This is a genomic window from Paenibacillus diazotrophicus, assembly GCF_042610465.1.
This window is the reverse complement of the sequence record NZ_JBGJZN010000008.1, coordinates 310,144-332,392: the sequence shown is the minus strand read 5'-3', so window position 1 is coordinate 332,392 and position 22,249 is coordinate 310,144. Positions and strand designations below refer to the sequence as shown.

General features: G+C 49.5%; 18 protein-coding genes. 4 read left to right on the top strand and 14 right to left on the bottom strand.

Annotated features, from left to right (window positions below):
- Positions 1-122: 122 nt before the first annotated feature.
- The 3 genes from ACAN54_RS26115 to leuC form a co-directional block, all read right to left on the bottom strand.
- A complete protein-coding gene (locus ACAN54_RS26115) occupies positions 123-1,730 on the bottom strand; it encodes an N-acetylmuramoyl-L-alanine amidase family protein (RefSeq protein WP_379162497.1) in 1,608 nt (535 codons plus the stop codon).
- 182 nt (positions 1,731-1,912) lie between these two features.
- Positions 1,913-2,515, bottom strand: a complete 603-nt coding sequence (leuD, locus tag ACAN54_RS26110) for a 3-isopropylmalate dehydratase small subunit (protein ID WP_379162494.1) — start codon at positions 2,513-2,515, stop codon at positions 1,913-1,915.
- 27 nt (positions 2,516-2,542) lie between these two features.
- Positions 2,543-3,967: a 3-isopropylmalate dehydratase large subunit gene (gene leuC, locus ACAN54_RS26105; RefSeq protein WP_379162491.1), complete on the bottom strand. Its 1,425-nt coding sequence runs from the start codon at positions 3,965-3,967 to the stop codon at positions 2,543-2,545.
- Between the two features lie 212 nt (positions 3,968-4,179).
- Here leuC and ACAN54_RS26100 point away from each other — a divergent pair, with 212 nt between their 5' ends.
- The 4 genes from ACAN54_RS26100 to proC all read left to right on the top strand — a co-directional run bounded on the left by ACAN54_RS26100 (position 4,180) and on the right by proC (position 8,928).
- A complete protein-coding gene (locus tag ACAN54_RS26100) occupies positions 4,180-5,091 on the top strand; it encodes a LysR family transcriptional regulator (RefSeq protein WP_379162488.1) in 912 nt (303 codons plus the stop codon).
- 467 nt (positions 5,092-5,558) lie between these two features.
- Entirely contained in the window at positions 5,559-6,662 is a 1,104-nt protein-coding gene (proB, locus tag ACAN54_RS26095; protein ID WP_379162485.1) for a glutamate 5-kinase, read from the top strand.
- Between the two features lie 74 nt (positions 6,663-6,736).
- The gene (locus tag ACAN54_RS26090) at positions 6,737-7,984 is read left to right on the top strand and encodes a glutamate-5-semialdehyde dehydrogenase (protein ID WP_379162482.1); all 1,248 of its coding nucleotides are present in this window, start codon (positions 6,737-6,739) and stop codon (positions 7,982-7,984) included.
- A 77-nt stretch (positions 7,985-8,061) separates the two neighbouring features.
- Entirely contained in the window at positions 8,062-8,928 is an 867-nt protein-coding gene (gene proC, locus ACAN54_RS26085) for a pyrroline-5-carboxylate reductase (protein WP_379162479.1), read from the top strand.
- Positions 8,929-9,064: 136 nt separating this feature from the next.
- Here proC and ACAN54_RS26080 read toward each other — a convergent pair whose 3' ends face one another.
- The 11 genes from ACAN54_RS26080 to ACAN54_RS26030 all read right to left on the bottom strand — a co-directional run bounded on the left by ACAN54_RS26080 (position 9,065) and on the right by ACAN54_RS26030 (position 22,147).
- Positions 9,065-9,829 carry a DnaD domain protein gene (locus ACAN54_RS26080; RefSeq protein ID WP_379162476.1) on the bottom strand — a complete coding sequence of 255 codons (765 nt, stop codon included), beginning with the start codon at positions 9,827-9,829 and terminating at the stop codon, positions 9,065-9,067.
- 20 nt (positions 9,830-9,849) lie between these two features.
- A complete protein-coding gene (asnS, locus tag ACAN54_RS26075) occupies positions 9,850-11,145 on the bottom strand; it encodes an asparagine--tRNA ligase (protein WP_379162473.1) in 1,296 nt (431 codons plus the stop codon).
- 22 nt (positions 11,146-11,167) lie between these two features.
- Complete coding sequence (locus ACAN54_RS26070; protein ID WP_379162470.1) at positions 11,168-12,376, bottom strand: acetate/propionate family kinase; 1,209 nt, start codon at positions 12,374-12,376, stop codon at positions 11,168-11,170.
- The gene (locus tag ACAN54_RS26065; RefSeq protein ID WP_379162467.1) at positions 12,373-13,245 is read right to left on the bottom strand and encodes a 3-hydroxyacyl-CoA dehydrogenase family protein; all 873 of its coding nucleotides are present in this window, start codon (positions 13,243-13,245) and stop codon (positions 12,373-12,375) included. The genes ACAN54_RS26070 and ACAN54_RS26065 overlap by 4 nt, the downstream gene beginning before the upstream one ends.
- 132 nt (positions 13,246-13,377) lie before the next feature.
- Complete coding sequence (locus tag ACAN54_RS26060; RefSeq protein ID WP_379162464.1) at positions 13,378-14,880, bottom strand: AAA family ATPase; 1,503 nt, start codon at positions 14,878-14,880, stop codon at positions 13,378-13,380.
- Positions 14,873-15,415 (bottom strand): hypothetical protein, encoded by a 543-nt coding sequence (locus tag ACAN54_RS26055; protein ID WP_379162461.1) that lies wholly within the window; start codon positions 15,413-15,415, stop codon positions 14,873-14,875. The genes ACAN54_RS26060 and ACAN54_RS26055 overlap by 8 nt, the downstream gene beginning before the upstream one ends.
- A 428-nt stretch (positions 15,416-15,843) precedes the next feature.
- Positions 15,844-16,362 carry a cell wall elongation regulator TseB-like domain-containing protein gene (locus tag ACAN54_RS26050; protein ID WP_379162459.1) on the bottom strand — a complete coding sequence of 173 codons (519 nt, stop codon included), beginning with the start codon at positions 16,360-16,362 and terminating at the stop codon, positions 15,844-15,846.
- A gap of 44 nt (positions 16,363-16,406) precedes the next feature.
- Positions 16,407-17,708: an amidohydrolase gene (locus ACAN54_RS26045; protein ID WP_379162456.1), complete on the bottom strand. Its 1,302-nt coding sequence runs from the start codon at positions 17,706-17,708 to the stop codon at positions 16,407-16,409.
- A complete protein-coding gene (locus ACAN54_RS26040) occupies positions 17,695-18,348 on the bottom strand; it encodes a redox-sensing transcriptional repressor Rex (RefSeq protein WP_379162453.1) in 654 nt (217 codons plus the stop codon). Before ACAN54_RS26040 ends, ACAN54_RS26045 begins: the two co-directional genes overlap by 14 nt.
- Before the next feature lie 179 nt (positions 18,349-18,527).
- Positions 18,528-21,389: an ATP-dependent DNA helicase DinG gene (gene dinG / locus ACAN54_RS26035; protein WP_379162450.1), complete on the bottom strand. Its 2,862-nt coding sequence runs from the start codon at positions 21,387-21,389 to the stop codon at positions 18,528-18,530.
- A 116-nt stretch (positions 21,390-21,505) separates the two neighbouring features.
- A complete protein-coding gene (locus tag ACAN54_RS26030) occupies positions 21,506-22,147 on the bottom strand; it encodes a tetratricopeptide repeat protein (RefSeq protein ID WP_379162447.1) in 642 nt (213 codons plus the stop codon).
- Between the last annotated feature and the right edge of the window lie 102 nt (positions 22,148-22,249).

Here is a 22,249-nt window from a genome sequence, read left to right as displayed (position 1 = left end):
TCATGCTGACAATCCGACTGACAACCTTCGACATTCGTTAGACGCCGGCTATCCATAAAAGTTGCGAATATCTGCCATTCAAAAACTTATTTCAGTACCTGTATCTTTCGGGGCAACACCCGCTACAATCCCAGATATTCCTTAATTCCGGCAACGATTTCGCGGGCAAGATTATCCTGTAACAGATTGCTGTACATTGCCGATTCGTTACCCGGATTAGTAAGATAGCCAGCCTCCAGAAGCACAGCAGGCATGCTGGTTTCTCTTGTGACATGAAGACTTTTATTTCTTACCCCATTATCTTTGAAGCCTGTTCCTGCTACCAGATGCTTGTGCATGATCTGGGCGAGTGGCAGACTTTCTGTCCGCGAATAATAAGTCTCACTGCCATTGACCTTATCTCTGTTCGGATACTCAGCAGGCAAAGAATTACCATGCACGGAGATAAATAAATTAGCCTTTGCCGCTTCCGCTATCGCAACACGATCCTGCAGTCCAAGTGTGCTGTCAGTCGTACGCGTGTAGATAACGTCAACCAATCCCTCCTGCTTCAGCAGTGCACCTGCCTTTAGAATTACAGCGAGATTAAAGTTTTTCTCCAGTTTGCCCGTCAAGCTGACGGCTCCGGATTGTGAGCCTCCATGGCCTGCATCAAGGGCGACTATCGGCTTCCCGGTAATTCCGGTTCCTCCGGGGGCTGGTGCTTCTATACTCCCAACATTCAAATCTATGGTTACAAGTCCTGTACTGTCATCCGTACTTACCTGATAAGGCTGGCTTCCAACGGTCTGGATGACAAATCTGACGGTAGGCGGGCTTACGCTGAAGAGCGCGTACCTCACTTCGGTAATTAACGGATAGCCGCTGACATCAAGCTTCCCCTGAGGGCTCCCGCCAACAGAGGCACCAGGAAAGCTCCCTGCAAAATCCGATGCAAATACAGCACCAGGAAAATCAATGATAATACGTTCCGGATTGCCGATCCGACTTACCGTCGGTTTGGCTCCCCCAGCCGCAGCGATGATCAGTCTGTTCTCGCTGAATACAGCACCCATAACCTGAGGCGAAGAAGCAACCGTACCCGCGCTTCCTGGAATAGGAGTAGGTGTAGGTGCAGTTACACCGGATACAATATCTCCCCCTGTACCAGACCCGTCTGTAGGCACAGAGCTTGCCTGTGGCGATAGTGTGGGTGTTGGTGTTGGTGTTGGTGTTGGTGTTGGTGTGGGTGTTGGCGTTGACGATGGAAGTGGAACATTTGAACCGGCAGGTTCAGCAGGTATTCCGCCACTCAAGTAGACTGTTTTGTCACTGTTGTCCCATCCAACCTTCAGTCCAAACTGCTCGCTGACAAAACGGATCGGCACCAGTACGGTGCCGCCGGTCTGCTTCGGCGCTGCATTCAGCGCCAAAGACACTCCGTCGGCTTGGGCTGTTTTGCTGCCCACGGCCAGCTGAACACTTTTCCCGTCCTGCTGAACGGTGACATGACGTGACTCCTGCTCCCACAATACCTTAAACCCCAAATTCTCTACCACTACACGAATTGGTATCATAACGCTTCCATTTACATTTTCCAGATTGACTCCCTTGGGAAGCATTAATTCCTTGTTGTCCATTACAATTCTGCCCGTGCTGTTCCCGGCAGCAGCGGCTTCATGGCCGGCGAATGAAAGCAATAGCAGTGGCAGCAGTAAAAGAAATAACACCCGTTGTCCGGCTCTTCTCATCCTTTCCTCTCCTTCTGGCAAATGATAGATACAAAGATATAGATAAGATTAAGACGACAGAAAACTCCAAAAGTTACCTTCTGTACAATGAATATAACGATTATAGCAAAAAAACTTCTATTTCCGACACCCGGAAATAGAAGTTTTGTGTAAATCTTGTAAAGTTTTCGTATTGACTTCTCTTAAGAAAACAGCTTAGCAGCGTGACGCTCCTCATAGGCGGCGATTTCGTCCGCATGCTGAAGAGTAAGTCCGATATCATCCAGACCCTGCAGCAGAAATTGGCGGCGGTGCTCATCAAGCTCAAACGTAATACTGAGGCCGTATTCATCACTAAGCCGGTTATTCTCCAGGTCCACCGTCAATTGATATCCTTCATGCTCAGCCGTACGTTTGAATAGCTCATCAACCTGGGATTCCGAGAGTTTAATCGGCAGAATACCATTTTTGAAGCAGTTATTGTAAAAAATATCTGCATATGAAGGAGCAATTACGACTCTGAAGCCATAATCCATAATCGCCCATGGCGCGTGCTCACGTGAAGAACCGCAACCGAAATTGGCCCGGGAGATCAGAACCGAAGCCCCTTTGTACCGGGGTTTGTTCATTTCAAATGCCGCATTGTCGTTGCCAGCTTCATCAAAACGCCATTCGTAGAACAAAAACTGTCCAAATCCAGTGCGTTCGATCCGTTTCAAAAATTGCTTCGGAATAATAGCATCCGTATCCACATTTACCCGGTCCACCGGGGCAACGAGTCCGGTTAATTTCTTGAATTCTTCCATGATTATTTCCTCCTGCTCACTCAGTTTCTATGCGTTGACGGCTTCCGTCTTATAATTCCAGTCCCGTACATCCGTAAAATGGCCTTTGATCGCAGCGGCAGCCGCCATAGCAGGAGAAACCAGATGCGTGCGTCCGCCACGTCCCTGACGTCCTTCAAAGTTACGGTTCGAAGTTGATGCACAGCGCTGTCCTGGCTGCAGAACATCCGGGTTCATGGCCAGACACATACTACAGCCCGCTTCACGCCATTCGAATCCTGCTTCAGTAAAGATTTGGTCAAGCCCTTCCTTCTCTGCCTGAAGCTTCACACGTCCCGATCCCGGAACCACAATGGCCGTAACCTGACTGGATACCTTATGTCCCTTGGCTACTTCAGCAGCTGCCCGCAAATCTTCAATACGTCCATTCGTACAGGATCCGATGAAAACATAATCGATGCCGATCTCGGAAATCGGTGTTCCTGGTACCAGATCCATATATTCCAGCGCTTTTTCAGCCGCTTTGCGTTCATTTTCTGTTGTGAAATCCGCCGGATTCGGCACTGTAGAGCTGATATCCGTACCCATACCTGGGCTGGTTCCCCAGGTTACCTGCGGAATCAATGTCTCAACATCAAATTCAACAACCGTATCATACTGGGCACCTTCGTCACTGACAAGACCTTTCCAGTCTTCAATGGCAGCTTCGTAAGCTTCACCCTGCGGTACGTATTGGCGTCCGCGCAGGTAGTCAAAAGTAGTCTCATCCGGAGCAATCAGACCCGCTCTTGCGCCGCCTTCGATCGACATGTTGCAGACTGTCATACGTTCTTCCATCGACAACTCACGAATCGCCTCACCGGTATATTCAATAACATAGCCGGTAGCAAAATCCGTACCGTATTTGGCAATCACGCCGAGAATCATATCCTTTGCGGTGACTCCTGGATTACGTTTGCCTACGAACCGGACCTCCATCGTTTTGGCCTTCGATTGCTGCAGACACTGGGTGGCCAGCACATGTTCTACTTCACTGGTCCCGATGCCAAAAGCCAAAGCGCCGAACGCTCCATGTGTAGAGGTATGGCTATCGCCGCATACAATGGTTTTGCCTGGATGAGTCAATCCGATTTCTGGACCCATAACATGCACTACACCTTGGTCAATATCATTCAGGTCGAAGAGTCTTACCCCAAAATCACGACAGTTCTGCGATAGGGTATCAATCTGCTGCTTGGATATAGGATCAGTAATGTTGAAACGGTCTTTGGTAGGTACGTTATGATCCATAGTGGCAAAAGTAAGACCCGGACGGCGGACCTTGCGGCCGCTAAGACGAAGTCCTTCAAAAGCCTGCGGGGAAGTAACCTCATGTACCAGATGCAGATCAATGTAAATGATGCTTGGCTTGCCTTCCTCCTGGTGGATAACGTGATTGTCCCAAATCTTTTCAAACATTGTCTTGTTGCCCATGTTTTCACCTCATAAAGTAGAATCGTTCATTGGAAGAGAAAGTCGAGTCTCTCTTGAATGAATTAAATATAACATCGCCACGTTTATAATTCCAAGATATGATTTCTATAAAAGTCATAGGTTTGACCTATAAAGACAGTGCTACATAACTACTCCCTTCACTTATAGGTTATACTTATAACTATAACTTGAATAATTAAGGAGTCTTTTCGATGGAACTTAGACAGTTGCAATACGCTTTGCAAATTGCGGCAGAACGGAATTTTTCCCGGGCGGCAGACAAGCTGCATATCGCCCAGCCTTCACTCAGCCAGCAGCTCTCGAAGCTTGAGAAGGAGCTTGGTGTTCTTCTTTTCCAGCGGAATACAAGTTCAGTGGAACTGACTCATGCCGGGGAGAAATTTGTTGAACAGGCGCAGACGATTATTGATGCAGTGGAACTTCTGCGGCAGGAGATGTCGGATATCTCCCAGCTGCGGACCGGACATGTGGTTGTAGGAAGCATGCCTATCACGGGTGCGCATTTGCTGCCGCATGTACTGCCTGTGTTCAAAAGCAAATTCGCTGAGGTCGAAATCACGCTGCTCGAAGATTCATCCATGAATCTGGAAAAACTCACAGCCAGCGGTCAGACGGACTTGAGCCTGCTCTCCCTGCCTTTGGAAATTCCGACACTCGCCTACGAGGTGCTGGGTGAAGAGCGGATTGACCTGGCTGTGCCACCGGAGCATCCGCTCGCCGCGCGAATTGCATCCGGAACCCGCACCTCTCTTCAGGAACTTAAGGATGAGCCATTTATCGTTCTAAAAGAGGGACAGGGCTTTCGTAAAATGACCGTCGAATTATGCCGGGAAGCAGGCTTTGAACCCCGCATCGTATTTGAGAGCAACAATATGGAGACCGTTCAATCGCTTGTCGCAACCGGCATGGGCGTGACTCTGGTCCCCCACTTTATCGCCCGGGCACCGCGCAGTGAGTTTGTTCCTGTCTATCTGCCTTTGGCCGAACCGGTGCCCAGCCGTACGCTGGTGGTTGCCTACCGCCGTGGACGCTATTTATCCAAAGCTGCAGAAGCCTTTATGGAAACCTTCAAAACAACGGTCAAAGATCTTACAGATCACTAGCTACAACCCGGCAGCTCATGAATACACAATAAGGGCCTTCCCGTCTCATAGATGAGATAAGAGGGCTCGCCCTAAGGATAATCCTTATTCCCAAGAATCACTCCACTGGCAAAAATATTACACCTCCTGCACTTTGCAAACCCGCCATTTGCATGGTATTCTAAATGACAAATAGTGAAACGTGAAGACGGGACCAGTACGAATTGGCGATTATCCGTGAACAGAGAGTAAATTCCGGCAGGCTGGGAGAATTTACCGCGGTTGTCCATTCCGAATCCTACCCCCGAGCGGCCTGCGCTGACAGGACGGTAACTCCCGTTATGAGAATGAAGTCGGATGAACCCTCATCAATGAAGGTGGTACCGCGGAAGTTAACAAGCTTTCGTCCTTTGCTAAGTCTAAGGATGGGGGCTTTTTGTCGTTTTCAGCAATAGATAGATTCAAATTTGAGAAGGAAGTGAACTACATTGACAACACGAATCGTGGTCAAAATCGGCAGCAGCTCGCTCACCGGACCTGAAGGCGGGCTGAACCGGGAAGCCGTGGCCTTCTTTGCCGCCGAGATCGCCGGACTGCGTAAGGACGGGTGTGAAGTACTGCTGGTTACCTCCGGGGCAGTAGCAGCCGGGTTCAGGGGCATCGGCTACCCAACACGTCCCAAGCTACTTCATGAGAAGCAAGCTGCAGCTGCAGTCGGCCAGGTGATGCTGATGCAGGCCTACCAGGAAGCCTTTGCGGAGCATGGCATTCCTACTGCCCAGATTCTGCTGACCCGGACTGACTTTTGCAGCCGGCGGGCAATGAACAACGCTGTGATGACTGTAGAGGAGCTTCTGCGGCAAGGAGCTGTTCCCGTATTTAATGAGAATGATACGGTTTCGGTAGATGAGTTGAAATTTGGCGATAACGATACCTTATCAGCTCTGGTAGCTAATCTTCTGAAAGCCTCCCACCTTTTTATTCTGACCGATATGGACGGCTTATACAGTGGTGATCCCCGCAAGAATCCGGCGGCCGTACGCTATGAGCGCGTCGAGGAGATCACTCCTGAGATTTATGCTTTTGCCGGAGGCGCCGGCTCCAGTGTAGGCACAGGCGGCATGCGCTCTAAGATTGATGCCGCCAAAATCGCCACACGCGGCGGTGTTCCTGTCTTCATAGGCAGAGCAACCGAGCCCGGCGATTTACAGTTGGCTGCCGCAGGCAACGGAAAAGGGACCTATTTTGCCACTACCCTGTCCTCCTTGCCCGTTAAGAAACAGTGGCTCGGCTTCATGTCCACTCCTCTTGGCTCCCTGTATGTGGATGAAGGTGCAGTGGAAGCCCTTCTCCATGGCGGGCATAGCCTGCTGCCTGTTGGTGTGAAACGGATTGAAGGGAACTTTCATTCTGGAGATGTTGTGGAAGTCCTCGGACCTGATGCCAAGCTGCTCGGGCGGGGAATAGTGAATTACGACGACAACCAGCTCCGCAGTATTCAGGGACTGCCCAGCGGTCAGATCGTACCCAAGCTGGGTGAAGTTCACCGGCTGGAGGTCATCCACCGCGATGAATGGATTACTTTGCGATAACCGATTGAAGCCTATCTGACAATATCGGGATTGTGCTTGCTATATTGCCCAAAAAACCATTAGGAGGGTTAACCATGAGTGAGGTTGTAAACAAAGCAACATTAGCTAAAGAAACTGCCGGGGTCCTTGCCAGCCTGAGCACCGGTCAAAAGAATGAGGCTTTGCTGATCATGGCCGATGCCTTGATCAGTGAAGCGCCAGCGATTATTGCCGCTAATCACGAAGATTTGGAGCGCGGACGGCTCGGCGGTACGCCCGAATCAATGCTTGACCGGCTGGCGCTGGATGTTGGCAGGATCACAAGCATCGCAGAAGGACTCCGGCAAATAGCCGTACTGCCTGATCCTATCGGCGACCACCTTGAAACCTTCGAACGTCCGAATGGACTGTTCATTGAGAAAATCCGTGTACCTCTAGGTGTTATCGGCATTATCTACGAAGCACGTCCTAATGTAACTGTAGATGCAGCAGGTTTATGCCTAAAAACAGGGAATGCTGTTGTCCTCCGGGGTGGCTCCTCTGCCCTGTCATCCAACCGTAAAATCATCGAAGTACTACATCACGCCCTCGATGAAACGGCCATTCCAAGCCAAGCACTGCAATTGATCGAAGATCCGAACCGCTCATCAGTAGATGAGATGCTGAAGCTGAACGGACTTCTGGATGTAATCATCCCACGCGGCGGAAGCTCACTGATTCAGAATGTGGTGCTCAATGCTACTGTGCCTGTCATTGAAACAGGGGCAGGCATATGCCATACTTATCTCGATGCCAGCGCTGATCCTGATATGGCAATGTCGATCAGCCTGAACGCCAAGGCCCAGCGTCCTTCCGTATGCAACTCTATGGAGACGCTACTGGTTCACCGGGAATTTGCTGCAAAACATCTAGCTGCAGTGGCAGAAGCGTTCCGCGAAATTCCTGTAGAGCTGCGGGGCTGTCCAGAGACGGTTGCAACCATTCCATGGGCATTGCCGGCATCCAGAGAGGATTTTGCTACGGAGTACAATGACTATATCCTTAATATCAAAATCGTCGGCGGGCTGGATGAAGCGCTTCAGCATATTGCTGAGTTCAGTACCCGGCATTCTGAATGCATCGTAACCGCGGATGCGGGTAACGCAGAACGTTTCTTGCAAGAGGTAGACGCTGCTGCTGTCTATCATAATGCTTCAACGCGTTTTACTGATGGTTTCGAGTTCGGGTTTGGGGCAGAGATCGGCATCAGCACGCAAAAGCTCCATGCTCGCGGTCCTATGGGACTGCCCGCACTGACATCAACCAAGTACAAAATTCACGGTTCCGGACAAATCCGGGGATAACCCCTTGCTTCCGTAGCCAGTTTTACGAAGATATTTCATTCTAATGTAATCTCAATACTTTTAGGGGGACATAAGCCATGTGTCAGCAACCTGCAATACCTTTAATTAATCACAATATTGTTTTCTATGGCGCTGGCTCGATGGCGGAAGCGATTGTACGCGGCATGATTGCCCGTAATGTGGTGGATTCCGGCAACATCGTGATGCTGAACCGTAGCAGCAGTGAACGCCTGAGCGAGCTCCGCAGCCGTTATGGAGTACTCGGCAGCAATGATACTGAACAAAAAAATGAATATCTACGCAAAGCACCGGTTATTGTGCTTGCTATGAAGCCAAAAGATGCTGCCGAAGCATTGCGCGGTCTGAGTCCTCTGCTCTCTCCTGATCAGCTAATAATCTCTGTGATCGCAGGGATGACTATCCGTACAATGCAGGGCCTCTTAGGGAAGCCTCAACCGATTGTCCGTACCATGCCCAACACCTCAAGCTCCATCGGCCTTGGTGCAACTGGCATTGCTTTTTCCAAAGAAGTGGATGAACAGAGCCGCCGGACCTCGCTCAACATCTTCGAAGCGGTTGGGTTAACCTCAGTAATCGATGAAGAACGCATGGAAATCCTGACCGGTATTTCGGGCAGTGGTCCAGCGTACATCTATTACATGATGGAGGCTATGATTGCTGCAGGAATTCGTGGAGGTCTGCCGGCTGAACAGAGCAGAGAGCTCACCGTTCAGACTGTACTGGGCGCTGCCAGGATGGTACAGCAGACCGGCGAAGAACCAGCTGCCTTGCGTAAAAAAGTCACCTCACCGAATGGCTCCACCCAGGCTGCTCTAGAAGTGCTGGAAAAAGGTGATTTCTTCGAGACTGTAATCTCCGCCGTTAACCGCTGCGCCGAGCGCTCCCGCGAAATGGGTGCTGCACTGGAAAAGGAGCTTTCATAAATCCTTTCTTCAAAACAAAACAACCGTACTTCACATGGCTAAATCAGCCAATAGAAGTACGGTTGTTTTTATGTTAGGAAAAAGTTGAAAAGCAATCCGTCCTGTTGAGGACAAGAAACTTCAGCTGGTCCTCTTATCATCTGCCTCCGCTGCGGAACTTCTGGGAGTAGACCTTGACATCCTGGGCATTCTTAACCCGGTTGCGGGCCCATTCCAGCAGAATACGGTCGATATAGCGGAAATGAACTTTTCCGGCGAATACAGACTCTTTCAGAGCGAGGAGAATCAATTCTTCCGGATATTTATCCTGATCTACCCAACCGGAGATGGTTTCACATTCCATTGGGGAAAGCGGACGTCCGAATTCCTTCTCAAAAATAGTGAACAGACTGCGGCTCTCCTCCGCATCCTTGCTTGCAGGAGCGGCCGGACTGCCGTAGCCCCCATCAGGAGCGGGAACACCTATATGATGCGCTGACGCCCGGTGACTTGGCACACTATCAGGTTTGCTTCTCTCATTTACGGATTCCTGAACTACTTCCGACAGAAAAGCACCTAGCTTGTTATATAAACCGGAGAAATTATAGCACTCATAGTGGATGTCCCTCAGCTCGTCGTGGGCTTCATCAATACTGATGAAACCTTCCTTCATAAGCTTCTGCAGTTCACCCGCTATCGCCGCTGCACTACGTCCGGTTACTGTCTGAAGCTCTTCCAGAGAAGGGAATTCAATTCCCTCCACCTGGCGGAACGATAGCAGATGAATGAGCAGCATCGCTTCACTGCCGGTCAAGTTCAGCTTCCGGTAATACTTCAAGAGTGCGTAAGGAATGACGGCCATCCCGTTCTGGAGGCCAAAAGATACGCCTTCGCCCCAGGTACTCCATCCTTTGCCTTCCATGCGCAGCCCCCTTTGATAGCCTATGGGTATAAACGGTACAGTGTACGAGGGAACGGAATCGTTTCCCGTACATGATCCAGACCGCAAATCCAGGCTACCGTCCGTTCAAGTCCAAGACCAAAACCGGAGTGTGGCACAGAACCATATGTGCGCAGATCCATGTACCATTTGTACGTATCCATTGAAAGATTATGTTCCTTGAAGCGCTCTTCCATCAAAGCCGGATCGTCGATACGCTGGGATCCGCCAATAATCTCCCCATAACCTTCAGGAGCAATCATATCGGCGCAGAGTACAACCTCAGGGCGTTCAGGATCAGGCTTCATATAGAATGCCTTAAAGGAAGCTGGATAATGCGTAATGAAAACCGGTTTGTCATTAGCCTCCGCAATCGCTGTTTCGTGCGGCGCACCGAAATCATCACCCCAGGCAATTTCATGTCCGTGATCGTTCAGGAATTTGATCGCATCATCATAGGTGATACGCGGGAACGGTGCTTTGATATTCTCCAGCTTGGACACATCGCGGCCTACCGCTTCCAGCTCTGCACGGCAGTTGGTTAATACAGACTGAACAATAAAGCTAATAAATTCTTCCTGAACTTTCAGGCTTTCTTCGTGATCCGTGAAAGCCATTTCCGGCTCAATCATCCAGAACTCGATCAGATGACGACGGGTTTTGGATTTCTCTGCACGGAAAGTCGGGCCAAAGGAATACACACGGCCAAGTGCCATTGCCGCCGCTTCCATGTACAGCTGTCCACTTTGTGTTAGATAAGCGTCCTCATCAAAATATTTGGTGTGGAAGAGGTTCGTCGTACCTTCAGCAGACGTTGGAGTCAGGATCGGCGGATCTACCTTCGTGAATCCGCTTTGATTGAAAAATTGCTGGATCGCCCGGATAATCTCCGCACGGATCACAAGCACTGCCCGCTGCTTCGCGGAACGAAGCCAGAGATGACGGTGATCCATCAGGAAATCAACACCATGCTCCTTCGGGGTAATTGGATAATTCTCTGTAATATGCAGTACCTCTATACCGGTAACAGTCATCTCAAATCCAGATTGACTGCGGGGCTCTTCACGGATGATTCCGGTCACATACAATGAGCTTTCCTGGGTGAGGCTCTTGGCATCGTCCCAGACCTGCTCCGGCACTTCCGATTTCACCACAACGCCCTGGATATAGCCTGTACCATCGCGAAGCTGCAGGAACTGAATTTTACCGCTGGAGCGCTTGTTGTTCACCCAACAGCCGATTACAACACTTTCCCCAACATGTTCATTCACGTTCTTGATTACACTCTTGTTAGCCATCCCTACTGATCTCTCCTCTGATTTAGCCGTTAATTCCTTGCACAATACGATAAGTATCGCGTGCAATGACAAGCTCTTCGTTTGTCGGAACCACGAGCACCTGCACCTTGGATTCTGCCGTAGAAATACGGCGCGGATCACCGGAGCGGACCTTATTGGCTTCTGCATCCAGTTCAATACCAAGGTAAGTAAGGTTATTCAGCACTTTGGCACGCAGCAAGGCGGCATTCTCGCCGACACCGGCAGTAAATACGATCACATCTACTCCATTCATCGCTGCCGCGTAAGAACCGATATACTTCCGCAGACGATACTCATACATTTCAAAAGCAAGTGTAGAGTTCGGCTCGCCTTTTTCCGCACCATCAATAATATCACGCATATCGCTGCTGACGCCAGAAATAGCCAAGAGTCCGCTGTGCTTGTTCAGCATCGAATTCACTTCGCCAACGGAGAGCTCTTCCTTGTTCATTACATATGGAACGATTGCCGGATCAAGGTCTCCGCTGCGGGTACCCATCATCAGGCCTTCAAGCGGTGTCATCCCCATCGAAGTATCAATGGACAGTCCGCCGTCAACAGCAGTCACGCTCGCACCGTTACCGATGTGGCAAGTAATGATCTTAAGGTCTTCAAGCGGACGCTCCAGATATTCTGCAGCAGCCTTGCTCACGAAATCATGGGAAGTCCCGTGTGCGCCGTAGCGGCGAACCTTGTATTTGTTGTACAGCACTCTAGGAATGGCATACATATAAGCTTTCTCAGGCATGGTCTGATGGAATGCAGTATCAAAAACAACGGCCTGCGGTACACCAGGCATATTCACTTCGGTTGCCGTAATCCCCATCATTGCTGCCGGATTGTGCAGCGGTGCAAGGTCAAACAATTGGCGGATCTTGGTTTTGGCATCGGCATCAACCAGCGCGGAAGCCTTGAAGAATTCGCCCCCGTGAACTACACGGTGTCCAACTGCGTTAATCTCGTCGATTGAAGCAATCACTCCGTGCTCTTTGTCAGTCAGACAAGCAAGCACCTTGCGGATCGCAGTATTATGTTCAAGAATTTCACTGACTTCAGTAATTTCCTGTTTGCCTGTTGGCTTGTGGTTCAGAATGGAGGAGTCCATCCCGATGCGTTCTACCAGACCTTTGGCAAGTACAGATTCATCGGTCATATTGTAGAGCTGGTATTTCAATGAAGAACTTCCTGAGTTAATTACTAGAATATTCATACACGGTCACCATCCTTGTCGTACTTGAAGAATCCTTCGCCCGATTTCATGCCCAGTTGTCCTGCACGCACCATTTTCTTGAGAATAGTGGATGGACGGTATTTCAGTTCACCGTACTCCCGGAACATATTCTCCAGTGCAGCAAGAACGGAATCCAGACCGAAACGGTCAGCCATTTCAAGCGGCCCGTGCTGGAATTGATAACCGATACGCATAGCATCATCAATATCTTCAGGAGAAGCGACACCTTCCTGCAGGACATGCATAGCTTCGTTAATGAACAGGCAAATGAGGCGTGAAGATACAAATCCTGGAGATTCGTAGATCATGACGCCTTTTTTCTCAACAATTTCATCAACAAAGGCTTTGGTATCTTCAAAAGTGCTGTCAGAAGTTTTCAGTCCGCGCACGATTTCGACGAGATCTACCTTCGCTACAGGATGTATGAAATGCATGCCGATGACGCGTTCCGGGTACATTGTAGAGCTGGCAAGCTCAGTCAAGCTGAGTGTAGACGTGTTGCTGGCCAGAATAATGTGGCTCGGACACACCTGATCGAGCTGATTGAATACCTTTTGCTTGGCTTCCAGGTCCTCGGTGATAGTCTCAATGACCATATCGCAGGAGCTAAGTTCAGCGAAATGTGTTACTTTTTCGATACGGCTAAGAATCAGTTTCTTTTCAGCTTGGGTAATTGCCCATTTCTCCAGCTGTTTGTCGAGACTTGTCTCGATCATTGCATAGGAATAGTCCAGTCTTTCTGCGGTTTTCTCCACAAGCATAACATCCAGGCCTTTGGCTGCCAGCATTTCAGCAATCCCTTGACCCATTGTGCCACCACCGATGACACCGATTTTTTTAAAATTCATGTAAAAGTCTCCATCCTTTCAGGTATCTATACTTTTGTATTGTACCTTGTCTGTCGTAAAAAATATGTAGCCCGACATATAATAATATCTTAGCATGTCTGAAAAGTAAAAAAAAATAACCGGCATAAAGAATTATGCCGGTAAAAGGACACTGTCACGAAATTGACAACGAAATTGCTCTCCGGAGAGAACTTCTTCTTTCATTAATATGTCAAGAGAGTAATCAAATACATTTCGCTGCTTCCCGAGAAGCTCATGAGTACGCACCATCAATTCATCCAGTATTTTACTGTTTTCCTTCATTAACTCTTCGGTGGTAACCATTTGCAGATTAGCGATCCCAAGTGAAGTCAGTCCCGACTTCATCATTGTCTCCACAATATTCAGCGCCTGATCGAAGTCACCACGTGATCCGGTGCTTCTTCCGCCATAGTACATTTCTTCTGCTACTGCTCCGCCCAGCGCAATCATAATCTGATTCTCCAGGTAGTCCTTTGTATACAGATACTGCTCAGTCTGCGGGTTATGCCGTACGTACCCAAGCGCTTGCCCGCGCGGCGTAAGCGTAACCTGGCTGACACTACCGGGACGCAGCAGCTCGGCCATAATGGCATGTCCCAGTTCGTGGATCGCCACCCGTTTCTTCTCTTCGTGGTTCGTCTCCCGGTCTGTCTTTTCGCCCATCATCACTTTATCGATTGCCATCGACAGATGCCGTTGCTCCACTTCTGTCAGGTTCTCACGCATCATGTAGATCGCTGCTTCGTTCATCACACTCTCGAGCTGTGCACCGGAGAAACCGTAAGCCTCTTCTGCAATCTTATCCAGATTAACCCCTTCATGCAGCGGTTTATTCTGGGCATGGAGATCGAGAATAGATTTACGGCCTTTCTTGTCCGGCATGTCCACCTGGATATGACGGTCGAAGCGGCCGGGACGCAGCAGCGCTGAATCCAGCATTTCTTTGCGGTTCGTTGCCGCGACCAGCAGAATGCGCGGCGTATCATTATTGTAAATTCCGTCCATTTCGGTCAGTAGCTGATTGAGTGTCTGATCATACTCACGCTGCTGTCCGCCTTCGCGCTTGCCGCCGATGACATCAATTTCATCGATAAAAATAATCGCGCTCTGTTTATTTTCCTTCAAAGCGCGTGTCCGTGCATCCTTGAACAAATCACGTACGCGTCCGGCGCCGACACCGACATACATCTCCACGAACTCACTGCCTGATGCAGCTACGAATACAGAGTTTGTATAGTGTGCTGCAGCTTTGGCCATAAGAGTCTTACCGGTCCCCGGAGGGCCTGTCAACAAAATCCCTTTGAGCGGACGGATACCAAATTTGCTGATTTCTTCATGGCGGATCAGAAAATCCAGCGCCTCACGCAGCTCCTGCTTGGCATTGTCCTGTCCTCCGATTTCTTCAAAGGTCAGCTTCGAAGGGCCGCTCTTCTTACGTTTTTTGTCTCCTCCGGCATTCACTGTTAATCCGCCGCGCAGATGTGCAATAAGGAGCAGTGCGCCAACCATACCGGCCGCAATGATAACCGGAAAAATATTAATGCCGATAAACGCCATAAAAATCATCAGTACAGGAACAAATCCGATGACTACCTCTTTCCAAAACTTAGGCATTATTCCACACTCCCATCGTTGCCGCTGCGCGTGGTAAAATAATGAATTTGCTTTCCTTACCGTCGCTAAGGCTCACATATACGTTATTATCATCGATCTCTGTTGTAGCGACCACACTGCTGTAACTGGGATTCTGAGATTTCAGTTCATCCAACTTCGCAGGAATTAATGTATATTTACGGCTCTCCATCGCTTCAGCAACCGAGAACATCGCTTGATCCCAATATTCATCCAGAAGCTGACTGGAATGCTGCTCCACATCCAGTTTTAGTGCCCGGCCGTTAATAGCCGATCTTCCCTCAGTATTTACGTACTGAACAAGTTCACGTAATTTTGTGCCCGGCTTCAAATCAAGTTTCAAAGTAACCTCATTACGTTTAATAGAGATATGGGAATCATTCACTCCCTCATAAGCAGATACTATCTTCCGAAGCGGCTCCTGCACGGCGAACTCCCGATAGGAATACCAGCCTCCGAATAGCAACGCAGCAGACAGCAAAGACGTTAGCAGTACAGGCATAAGGCGTAGCTTCATGAAACGTCCTCCTCTCAATAATAAAAAACAAGTTACATAATAGAATAGATATGAAATAGCGTGTCTACCGCTCTTCCGAGACTGACATGCTCTTTAGCATGCCTTAGTACAAGTAGTAGTATATCATAGGTGTATATACGATTTCGAAGAAAAGTGTGAATATATTTAAAATTTTCAGTACTAATTTCTGGGCATACTGACAGCTCATTTCCCCTTATATCGACACCAAAGACCGCAACATTTAGTGTTGCGGTCTTTTTTCTTTGGATACTATTTGTTTTTTTATATCAAAGTTATAATTATGTCTTCATCAAAAGTATATATCGGCTGATATATCCGTTAATACAGCCTATCTTTCATCTTCCCCATATACAAAAAAGCGGGTAGACAGATTACTATCTACCCGCTCGATATTCTACTCTAGCACTTTATCGGCTTGGTAAGCTGTAGCCGTCTCCAATCGCGCTGCCATCGGCAAATCGGTAAAACTTGTAATAATACCTGCCTTCCAGCTTGTAAAATAACTGCCAGGCATATTCTCCGTTATACACTCCGGGCAAAAGCCGTTCAATGCTGCTTCCCGGCAGATCCGTTGCTATGACGGAGCGGATTTTCTGCTCCGACATGCCCTTGGACAACTCTTCCGCATACACATCGTTGTCGCCTCCGGCGGGTTTGCCATCCCGGGTAAAACGCACCCATACCATAAGGTCCGTTCCAGCTGCATTACGTCCTGTGAGCACCCAGTATATCGAATTTTCGTCCCAGACGGACTTCTGTGCTTTGGTTACCTTGGTCAGCCCTGCCCTTGCTTCAGCAACCTCTCTGGCTGCACTGCGTTCGTTCCACTGGTCTTTCATCACGTAAGCATAGAACTGGCTTAGTCCGAACAGAAGGAGCAGAACCAGGAGGATCCCCAGCAGAAGCCATTTTCTTCTTTTCTTCAAAGTGCAGCTCCCTTTCTTCTGGATGCGTCATTGATCCTGTTCATTTACCGTTTCAGCAGGCCCTCGAAGGTCTCCTGCGCCTTGCGGCGGATAAGCTCCTCATCCAAGGTCAGGCATTGACCATTCTTCACCACTTGCTTGCCGTCCACCCATACATGTTCTACATCGTTGGCACTTGCCGAATAGACGGCATGGGAAAGCAAATCCGTATGCGGAAGGAAGTGGGGCTGGTCGATATTTAGAGCTATGAAGTCTGCCTTCATCCCTGGAGCCAGCCGTCCTGTATTGCCAAGGAATATGGACTGTGCACCATATTCGGTCGCCATCAGCAATGCTTCCGGTGCCGGTACAGCTGTCGGATCTCCGCTCACACCTTTGTGGATCAGAGCAGCCAGGCGCATCTCCTCGAACATATCCAGGTTGTTGTTGCTTGCAGCACCGTCCGTGCCCAGCGATACCTTGACTCCCGCCCGCAGCAGCTCCGGTACCCGTGCTACCCCGCTTGCGAGCTTCAAGTTACTGCCAGGATTATGCGATACCCCTACGTTGTAGCGGGCTAAAATCTCTATTTCTTCATCATTCAAATGAACTCCGTGAGCCACAAGCGACGGGCGGGTGAACATCCCCAGCTTCTCCAGATGTGCAACAGGACGCAAGCCGTAATCCGCCGCATTCTGTTCAACTTCCCGCCGGGTTTCCGACATGTGCGTATGCATAGGCAGGTCCAGATCATGGGCAGCCTGAACAAACTTTACGAAAAATTCAGGAGGACAAGTGTAAGGGGCATGCGGGGATATCATTGTCGTGATTCTTCCATCCGCCTTGCCATGCCAATTGCGGGCAAAGGCTATCGCTTCTGCCAGTTTATGGTTCTGCACATCCTCCGGACAAAGTCCGATAACCCCGCGCATAAGTACAGCACGCATGCCCGATTGTTCTGAAACCTCGGCAACCCTGTCCATATGATCATACATGTCCAGGAAGGTGGTTGTGCCGCCCTTCAGCATTTCCAGTACAGACAATGAGGTTCCCCAAAAAACATCGTCTCCGGTGAACTTTTCTTCCATTGGCCACATTTTCTCCTGCAGCCAATTCTGAAGGACCATGTCGTCACCGTATCCGCGAAGGAGCGACATTGCTGTATGACCATGGGTATTGACCAGCCCCGGCATGAACAGCAGGCGGCTTCCGTCAATAGTCTGCGTACCTTCTTCAATGACAGGTTTGGCTTCTCCTATGTATGTGATGATATCCTTTTCTATAGTCATATAGCCGCTTAGTACTGGTGTCTCAGTACCCGGAACCAGAAATCGGCCGTTTACAATTACAATCTTATTGCTGTGCATCTTCCACTTCGTCCTTTCCATCATGCAAATAATAGGCGAGACTCTGCAAATCAGTAGTAAAATCAGCGGCATGAACCCTGATATTAGACGGGGTCTTCAAGATCACCGGTGCAAAATTAAGAATGGCCTCAATGCCTGAATCGACCAGAATATCGGCAACGTTCTGCGCTTCGCTATCCGGTACCGTAATAATTCCAATACGGATGCCCTGCTTACGGATTGTGCTTCCCAATTCTTCCATGGGCTGCACGGTAAGTGAGTTAATCTGCTGCCCCACCTTGGGAGCATAGGAATCAAATACAGCAGTGATTTTCATGGTGTCCTTCAAGTAGGCATTGTAATTAGAGAGAGCGTGACCAAGATTACCTGCCCCCACCAGCGCCACGTTGATCTGTTGGTCAAGCTTCAGGATATGGCGGATTTTCTCAATGAGGTATGAGACATCATAACCGATACCCTTTCTGCCGAAATCCCCGAAATAAGCCAGATCCTTGCGGATTTGGGCTGGATTCAGTTCAAGCTTTTGTCCCAGTTCCTGGGAAGATACGGTGGAGATTTCACGCTTCAGGAGATCGTTCAGGAAGCGCAGATACACTGGAAGTCTGCGTACCACGGCCTCCGATATTTTATCCGATTTCATATTTTCTCCTCCTAAAAGTTTTGTGAGCATTGCATCATAATATTACTTCGTACAAAACTTACTTCGTAAGCATAAACCAAGTTTTGTGAGCTTAGTCCATTCCCCGGCGTCACAGCAGAACCGGACGCCAAGAAAACGGAGTTTTGTTGTTCTTTGACTATAATAGAAATGATTGCAGGTTAAGATACACTGCCGTCTTCCAGCCATTCCGCAATTCGCGGAACCATCTGATCTGTCAGCATATGTTCCATCTTGGGTCCAGGCAGCGAATAGAGAAAGTACTTTCCATAATAAGATTCAATAACCCTTGTATCGTATACAATAACAATACCCCGATCTTGCGCAGTACGCACCAGACGTCCGAAACCCTGCTTGAAACGAATAACGGCCTGGGGGACTGACAACTTCATAAACGGGTTCTTTTTCTGAGCCTGAAGCAGTTCAGCCTTAGCCTCCGCAAGCGGATGGTTCGGCGGCTGAAAAGGCAATCTGACAATGGCAAGGCAGGTTAAAGCCTCCCCGGGAATATCCACACCTTCCCAGAAGCTGCTGGTTCCAAGGAGCACAGAAGCTGCACTATCCTGAAAACGCCGGATCAGCTTGCTCCGGCTGCCCCCTTCCACTCCCTGCCCCAGTACAGTGATATCCTCAGAGAGGAGTGCCTCCTTCAGAGGATCATAGACCTGGCGCAGCATTTTATAAGAAGTGAAAAGTACAAGCATCCGCCCCCGTGTTGCCACAGCTGCCTCAGCCAATGAGTGCACCAGCTTATCGACAAAACGGGCATCGCCCACGCTGCCTTTGACACTGGGGAAATCACGCGGGATGACCAGAAGAGCCTGTTCACGGTATTTAAACGGCGACGGGAGCAGAGCTGTCATCAGCCTTCCTTGTTCTGCGGATTCACTAAGTCCCAGATTGTCAATCATAAATTGAAAGGACTTATCAACGGACAAAGTAGCTGAGGTAAGGACTATGCTTTTCTTTTTATCAAAAAAGAGCTCCTTAAGCTGGGCGCTGACATCGACTGGCACCGCATAGAGCTGCAGCGACTTCCCGCGATAGTTACCGCTGCCTTCCATCCAGTAGACAATATTCTCGTCGTTCAGGTTCATGAAGAACCGCACTTGCTCCCGTATGGAGGCTAAATCCTTGAACAACCCTCCGATATCCGTCACCAGACTGTCCGATGACGATTGGCTCTCCGATTCACGCATTTCACTTAGCATCTTATCGCCCTTGCGGATAATTTCACTAAGACTTAGATGTAGAGTGTTCTCAAGCGCAGCCAGCTCTTCCCAATCCTTGGGCTTCTTGCCTGGCAGCAAACGTGCTACCAGTTGTCCGGCCTCCCCGGCTGCGGCATCACTACGTTCTGGAAGCAGGGCAAACAGTTTGTCGCTAAGCGTGTCCCACGATTCCTTAACCGTAAGCAAATCCGGGTAGATTCTGTCGATCACCCCGCTCCATTCCGCCGCCTGCTCACTGCCTGAAGACTGCAGTGTTTGACGCAGAGCCGGCAATTGGCCGCTCCGGCTGTCCTTATAGAGACGTGTAAGCGTATGGGCTACGGTAAAGTATTTCATCTGCATGCCCAGGTGTTTACCTGCAATATCCTCCAGATGATGGGCCTCATCAATAACAAGGTGCTCATAAGCTGGAAGCAGCTGATGCCCCGCTTTGACGTCAGCAAATAGCTTGGAATGATTGGTCACTACGACATCCGCAATCCCGGCTTCGTGCTTAGCCCGGTGGTAATAGCATTTGCGGAACCAGGGGCAGGATCGTCCAAGGCATGAGTCCGTATCACTGGCCACAGTCTCCCAGAAATCACCGCCTCTGCCGTTCAGATTCAGCTCCTCATCATCACCCGACTGGGTCTGCGTCAGCCACACAATCATTTGTGCCGCAGTAAGCGCTTCTTCCCTCGGACTTGTAAAGTCCTTTTTGTTTATTCTTTGTTCAAACTTTCGCAGACACAAATAGTGCCCTCTTCCCTTAAAGATTGCAGCCTTAAACGGGAACGGCACGACACTCGTCAATAGCGGGATGTCGCGCTCACGCAGCTGGTCTTGAAGGTTGATGGTATGTGTGCTCACCATTACTTTCTGGTCTGAGCGCACACTGTGATAAATAGCAGGAAGCAGATATCCCAGCGATTTACCTGTACCCGTTCCTGCCTCAATCAAGAGATGCTTGTCACCCTCAAGGGCCGCCATGACCTCGTGAATCATAATCTCTTGGGCTTCACGGCTCTCGTACTGGGGCAAAGTCTCCTTCAGCCGCACAGTCACCTCTTCCATAAATTCCTCAAAGGTAATATTCTGCAGAGGATTGCCAGTTCCCTCCTCACGGGGGGGGGACAACTCTGACCAATCCCCGACAGCCAGTGCAAGCTGACGGTAGAAAGTAAGTTCTCCTTCAGGCTGGAAGGTCTCCATTTCCCGTTCACGAAGCAGCCCGTCAAAATACCAGGCCAGATCACTGTCCTCGTCTGCAAACAGCTCATTCAGCCGCTGGATAGTCAGGAGAGGGAGGCTGTATAGTTCCTCCAGGCATTTCAGCAGCACAAGTGCAGTCGCATGGGCGTCGCTGTCTGCCTGATGCGGACGGTCATGTGTCAGGCCGAAATAGGTGCTTACCGCACCGAGCTGGTAAGTGGTCAATGACGGAAAGCATATTTTAAGAAAATCAATCGTATCCAGAATCCGGCCCTGGAACGGCAAATAGCCACACCGGTCGAGCGCATTCTGCAGAAAATGAAAATCAAAAGCCACATTGTGTCCAACCAGAACGACATCATCGAGCATGGGGACAAGCTCCATCATCATCTCATCCAGTTCAGGTGCATCTTGCACATCACTGTCTGTAATACCGGTCAATCCTGTAATAAACGGGGGGATCGGTGTTCCGGGCTTGACGTAGGAACCGTACACCCGGGAAATAGACCGGTCTTCTTCTATAATGGCAAGGCCAACCTGGATGATCTCACCCACGGATTGGGTTCCCGTAGTTTCAAAATCAAGCACGGCAAATTTCATTATAAGTTCTAATCCCTTTCACTTGAGACTCCTTATCAGCATAACAGAAGTTACGAAAAAAGGCGATGTACACCCCTGGGTTAGCGGGATACATCGCTTTAATGGAGGAATAATGGTTATAAAAGCGAAACCAGCTGGTGCCCGAATTGCAGCTTGCCTCCCCGCCTGCGGCAGACCTCCAAATTGACGTTTGGCTCAGCAAGCTGGGGATCATGCTGCAAGGAGAGGCTGAAGAGCTCCTGAGCCTCACTATAGCGCTCCTGGGAGGCCCGGATGCAGCCCAGGGCATTGTAGATCATAGCCTTGAGTTTCTTCTCACGAATCAGGGCAAGCATGTGATTCAGATGACTCCAGGAAACGTCTAATTCCTCCTCCTGGAGATAAGCCATTGCCAAATATAGGCGAGCTGCCAGACTGTCCGGGTATCGGGCGATAACATCTTTGAACTGCTCGATGCATTTCCGGTACATAAGCAGCTTGTAGTAACCCTGGCCACGGACAAAAGAGTCCATAAAAAGCTCAGGTGCTTCTGCCTGGGGAATCTCCTCTTCGGAAGGCAGAGTAAAGTCAGCATTTTGACGGAAATCACTCAGCTTCTCCGCAAAGGATAGCCATTCATCCATAACCTCGTCACTAAGCTTGTGGAGCATATTGTACTTGCATAAAAGGTCATTCCGGCGGGTACCCTCCGCAGTAGGGAAGTCGGCGGTAATTTCCTGAAGCATCTTGTTCATCTCAGCAAATAAATGTTGAAACACGGGACATCCCACCCTTACTGAAAATGAAATCAGCTTAAGCTTGCCTGCCTTCATTTTTCACAAGTACGGGCCGCTTCATCCCTGGCATTCATTGCATGACTT

Excerpts from the sequence above, each read along its gene's own strand:
- ACAN54_RS26115 (WP_379162497.1), bottom strand. The coding sequence starts at position 1,730 with ATGAGAAGAGCCGGACAACGGGTGTTATTTCTTTTACTGCTGCCACTG.
- leuD (WP_379162494.1), bottom strand. The coding sequence starts at position 2,515 with ATGGAAGAATTCAAGAAATTAACCGGACTCGTTGCCCCGGTGGACCGG.
- leuC (WP_379162491.1), bottom strand. The coding sequence starts at position 3,967 with ATGGGCAACAAGACAATGTTTGAAAAGATTTGGGACAATCACGTTATC.
- ACAN54_RS26100 (WP_379162488.1), top strand. The coding sequence starts at position 4,180 with ATGGAACTTAGACAGTTGCAATACGCTTTGCAAATTGCGGCAGAACGG.
- ACAN54_RS26090 (WP_379162482.1), top strand. The coding sequence starts at position 6,737 with ATGAGTGAGGTTGTAAACAAAGCAACATTAGCTAAAGAAACTGCCGGG.
- proC (WP_379162479.1), top strand. The coding sequence starts at position 8,062 with ATGTGTCAGCAACCTGCAATACCTTTAATTAATCACAATATTGTTTTC.
- ACAN54_RS26080 (WP_379162476.1), bottom strand. The coding sequence starts at position 9,829 with ATGGAAGGCAAAGGATGGAGTACCTGGGGCGAAGGCGTATCTTTTGGC.
- asnS (WP_379162473.1), bottom strand. The coding sequence starts at position 11,145 with ATGGCTAACAAGAGTGTAATCAAGAACGTGAATGAACATGTTGGGGAA.
- ACAN54_RS26070 (WP_379162470.1), bottom strand. The coding sequence starts at position 12,376 with ATGAATATTCTAGTAATTAACTCAGGAAGTTCTTCATTGAAATACCAG.
- ACAN54_RS26065 (WP_379162467.1), bottom strand. The coding sequence starts at position 13,245 with ATGAATTTTAAAAAAATCGGTGTCATCGGTGGTGGCACAATGGGTCAA.
- ACAN54_RS26060 (WP_379162464.1), bottom strand. The coding sequence starts at position 14,880 with ATGCCTAAGTTTTGGAAAGAGGTAGTCATCGGATTTGTTCCTGTACTG.
- ACAN54_RS26055 (WP_379162461.1), bottom strand. The coding sequence starts at position 15,415 with ATGAAGCTACGCCTTATGCCTGTACTGCTAACGTCTTTGCTGTCTGCT.
- ACAN54_RS26045 (WP_379162456.1), bottom strand. The coding sequence starts at position 17,708 with ATGCACAGCAATAAGATTGTAATTGTAAACGGCCGATTTCTGGTTCCG.
- ACAN54_RS26040 (WP_379162453.1), bottom strand. The coding sequence starts at position 18,348 with ATGAAATCGGATAAAATATCGGAGGCCGTGGTACGCAGACTTCCAGTG.
- dinG (WP_379162450.1), bottom strand. The coding sequence starts at position 21,389 with ATGAAATTTGCCGTGCTTGATTTTGAAACTACGGGAACCCAATCCGTG.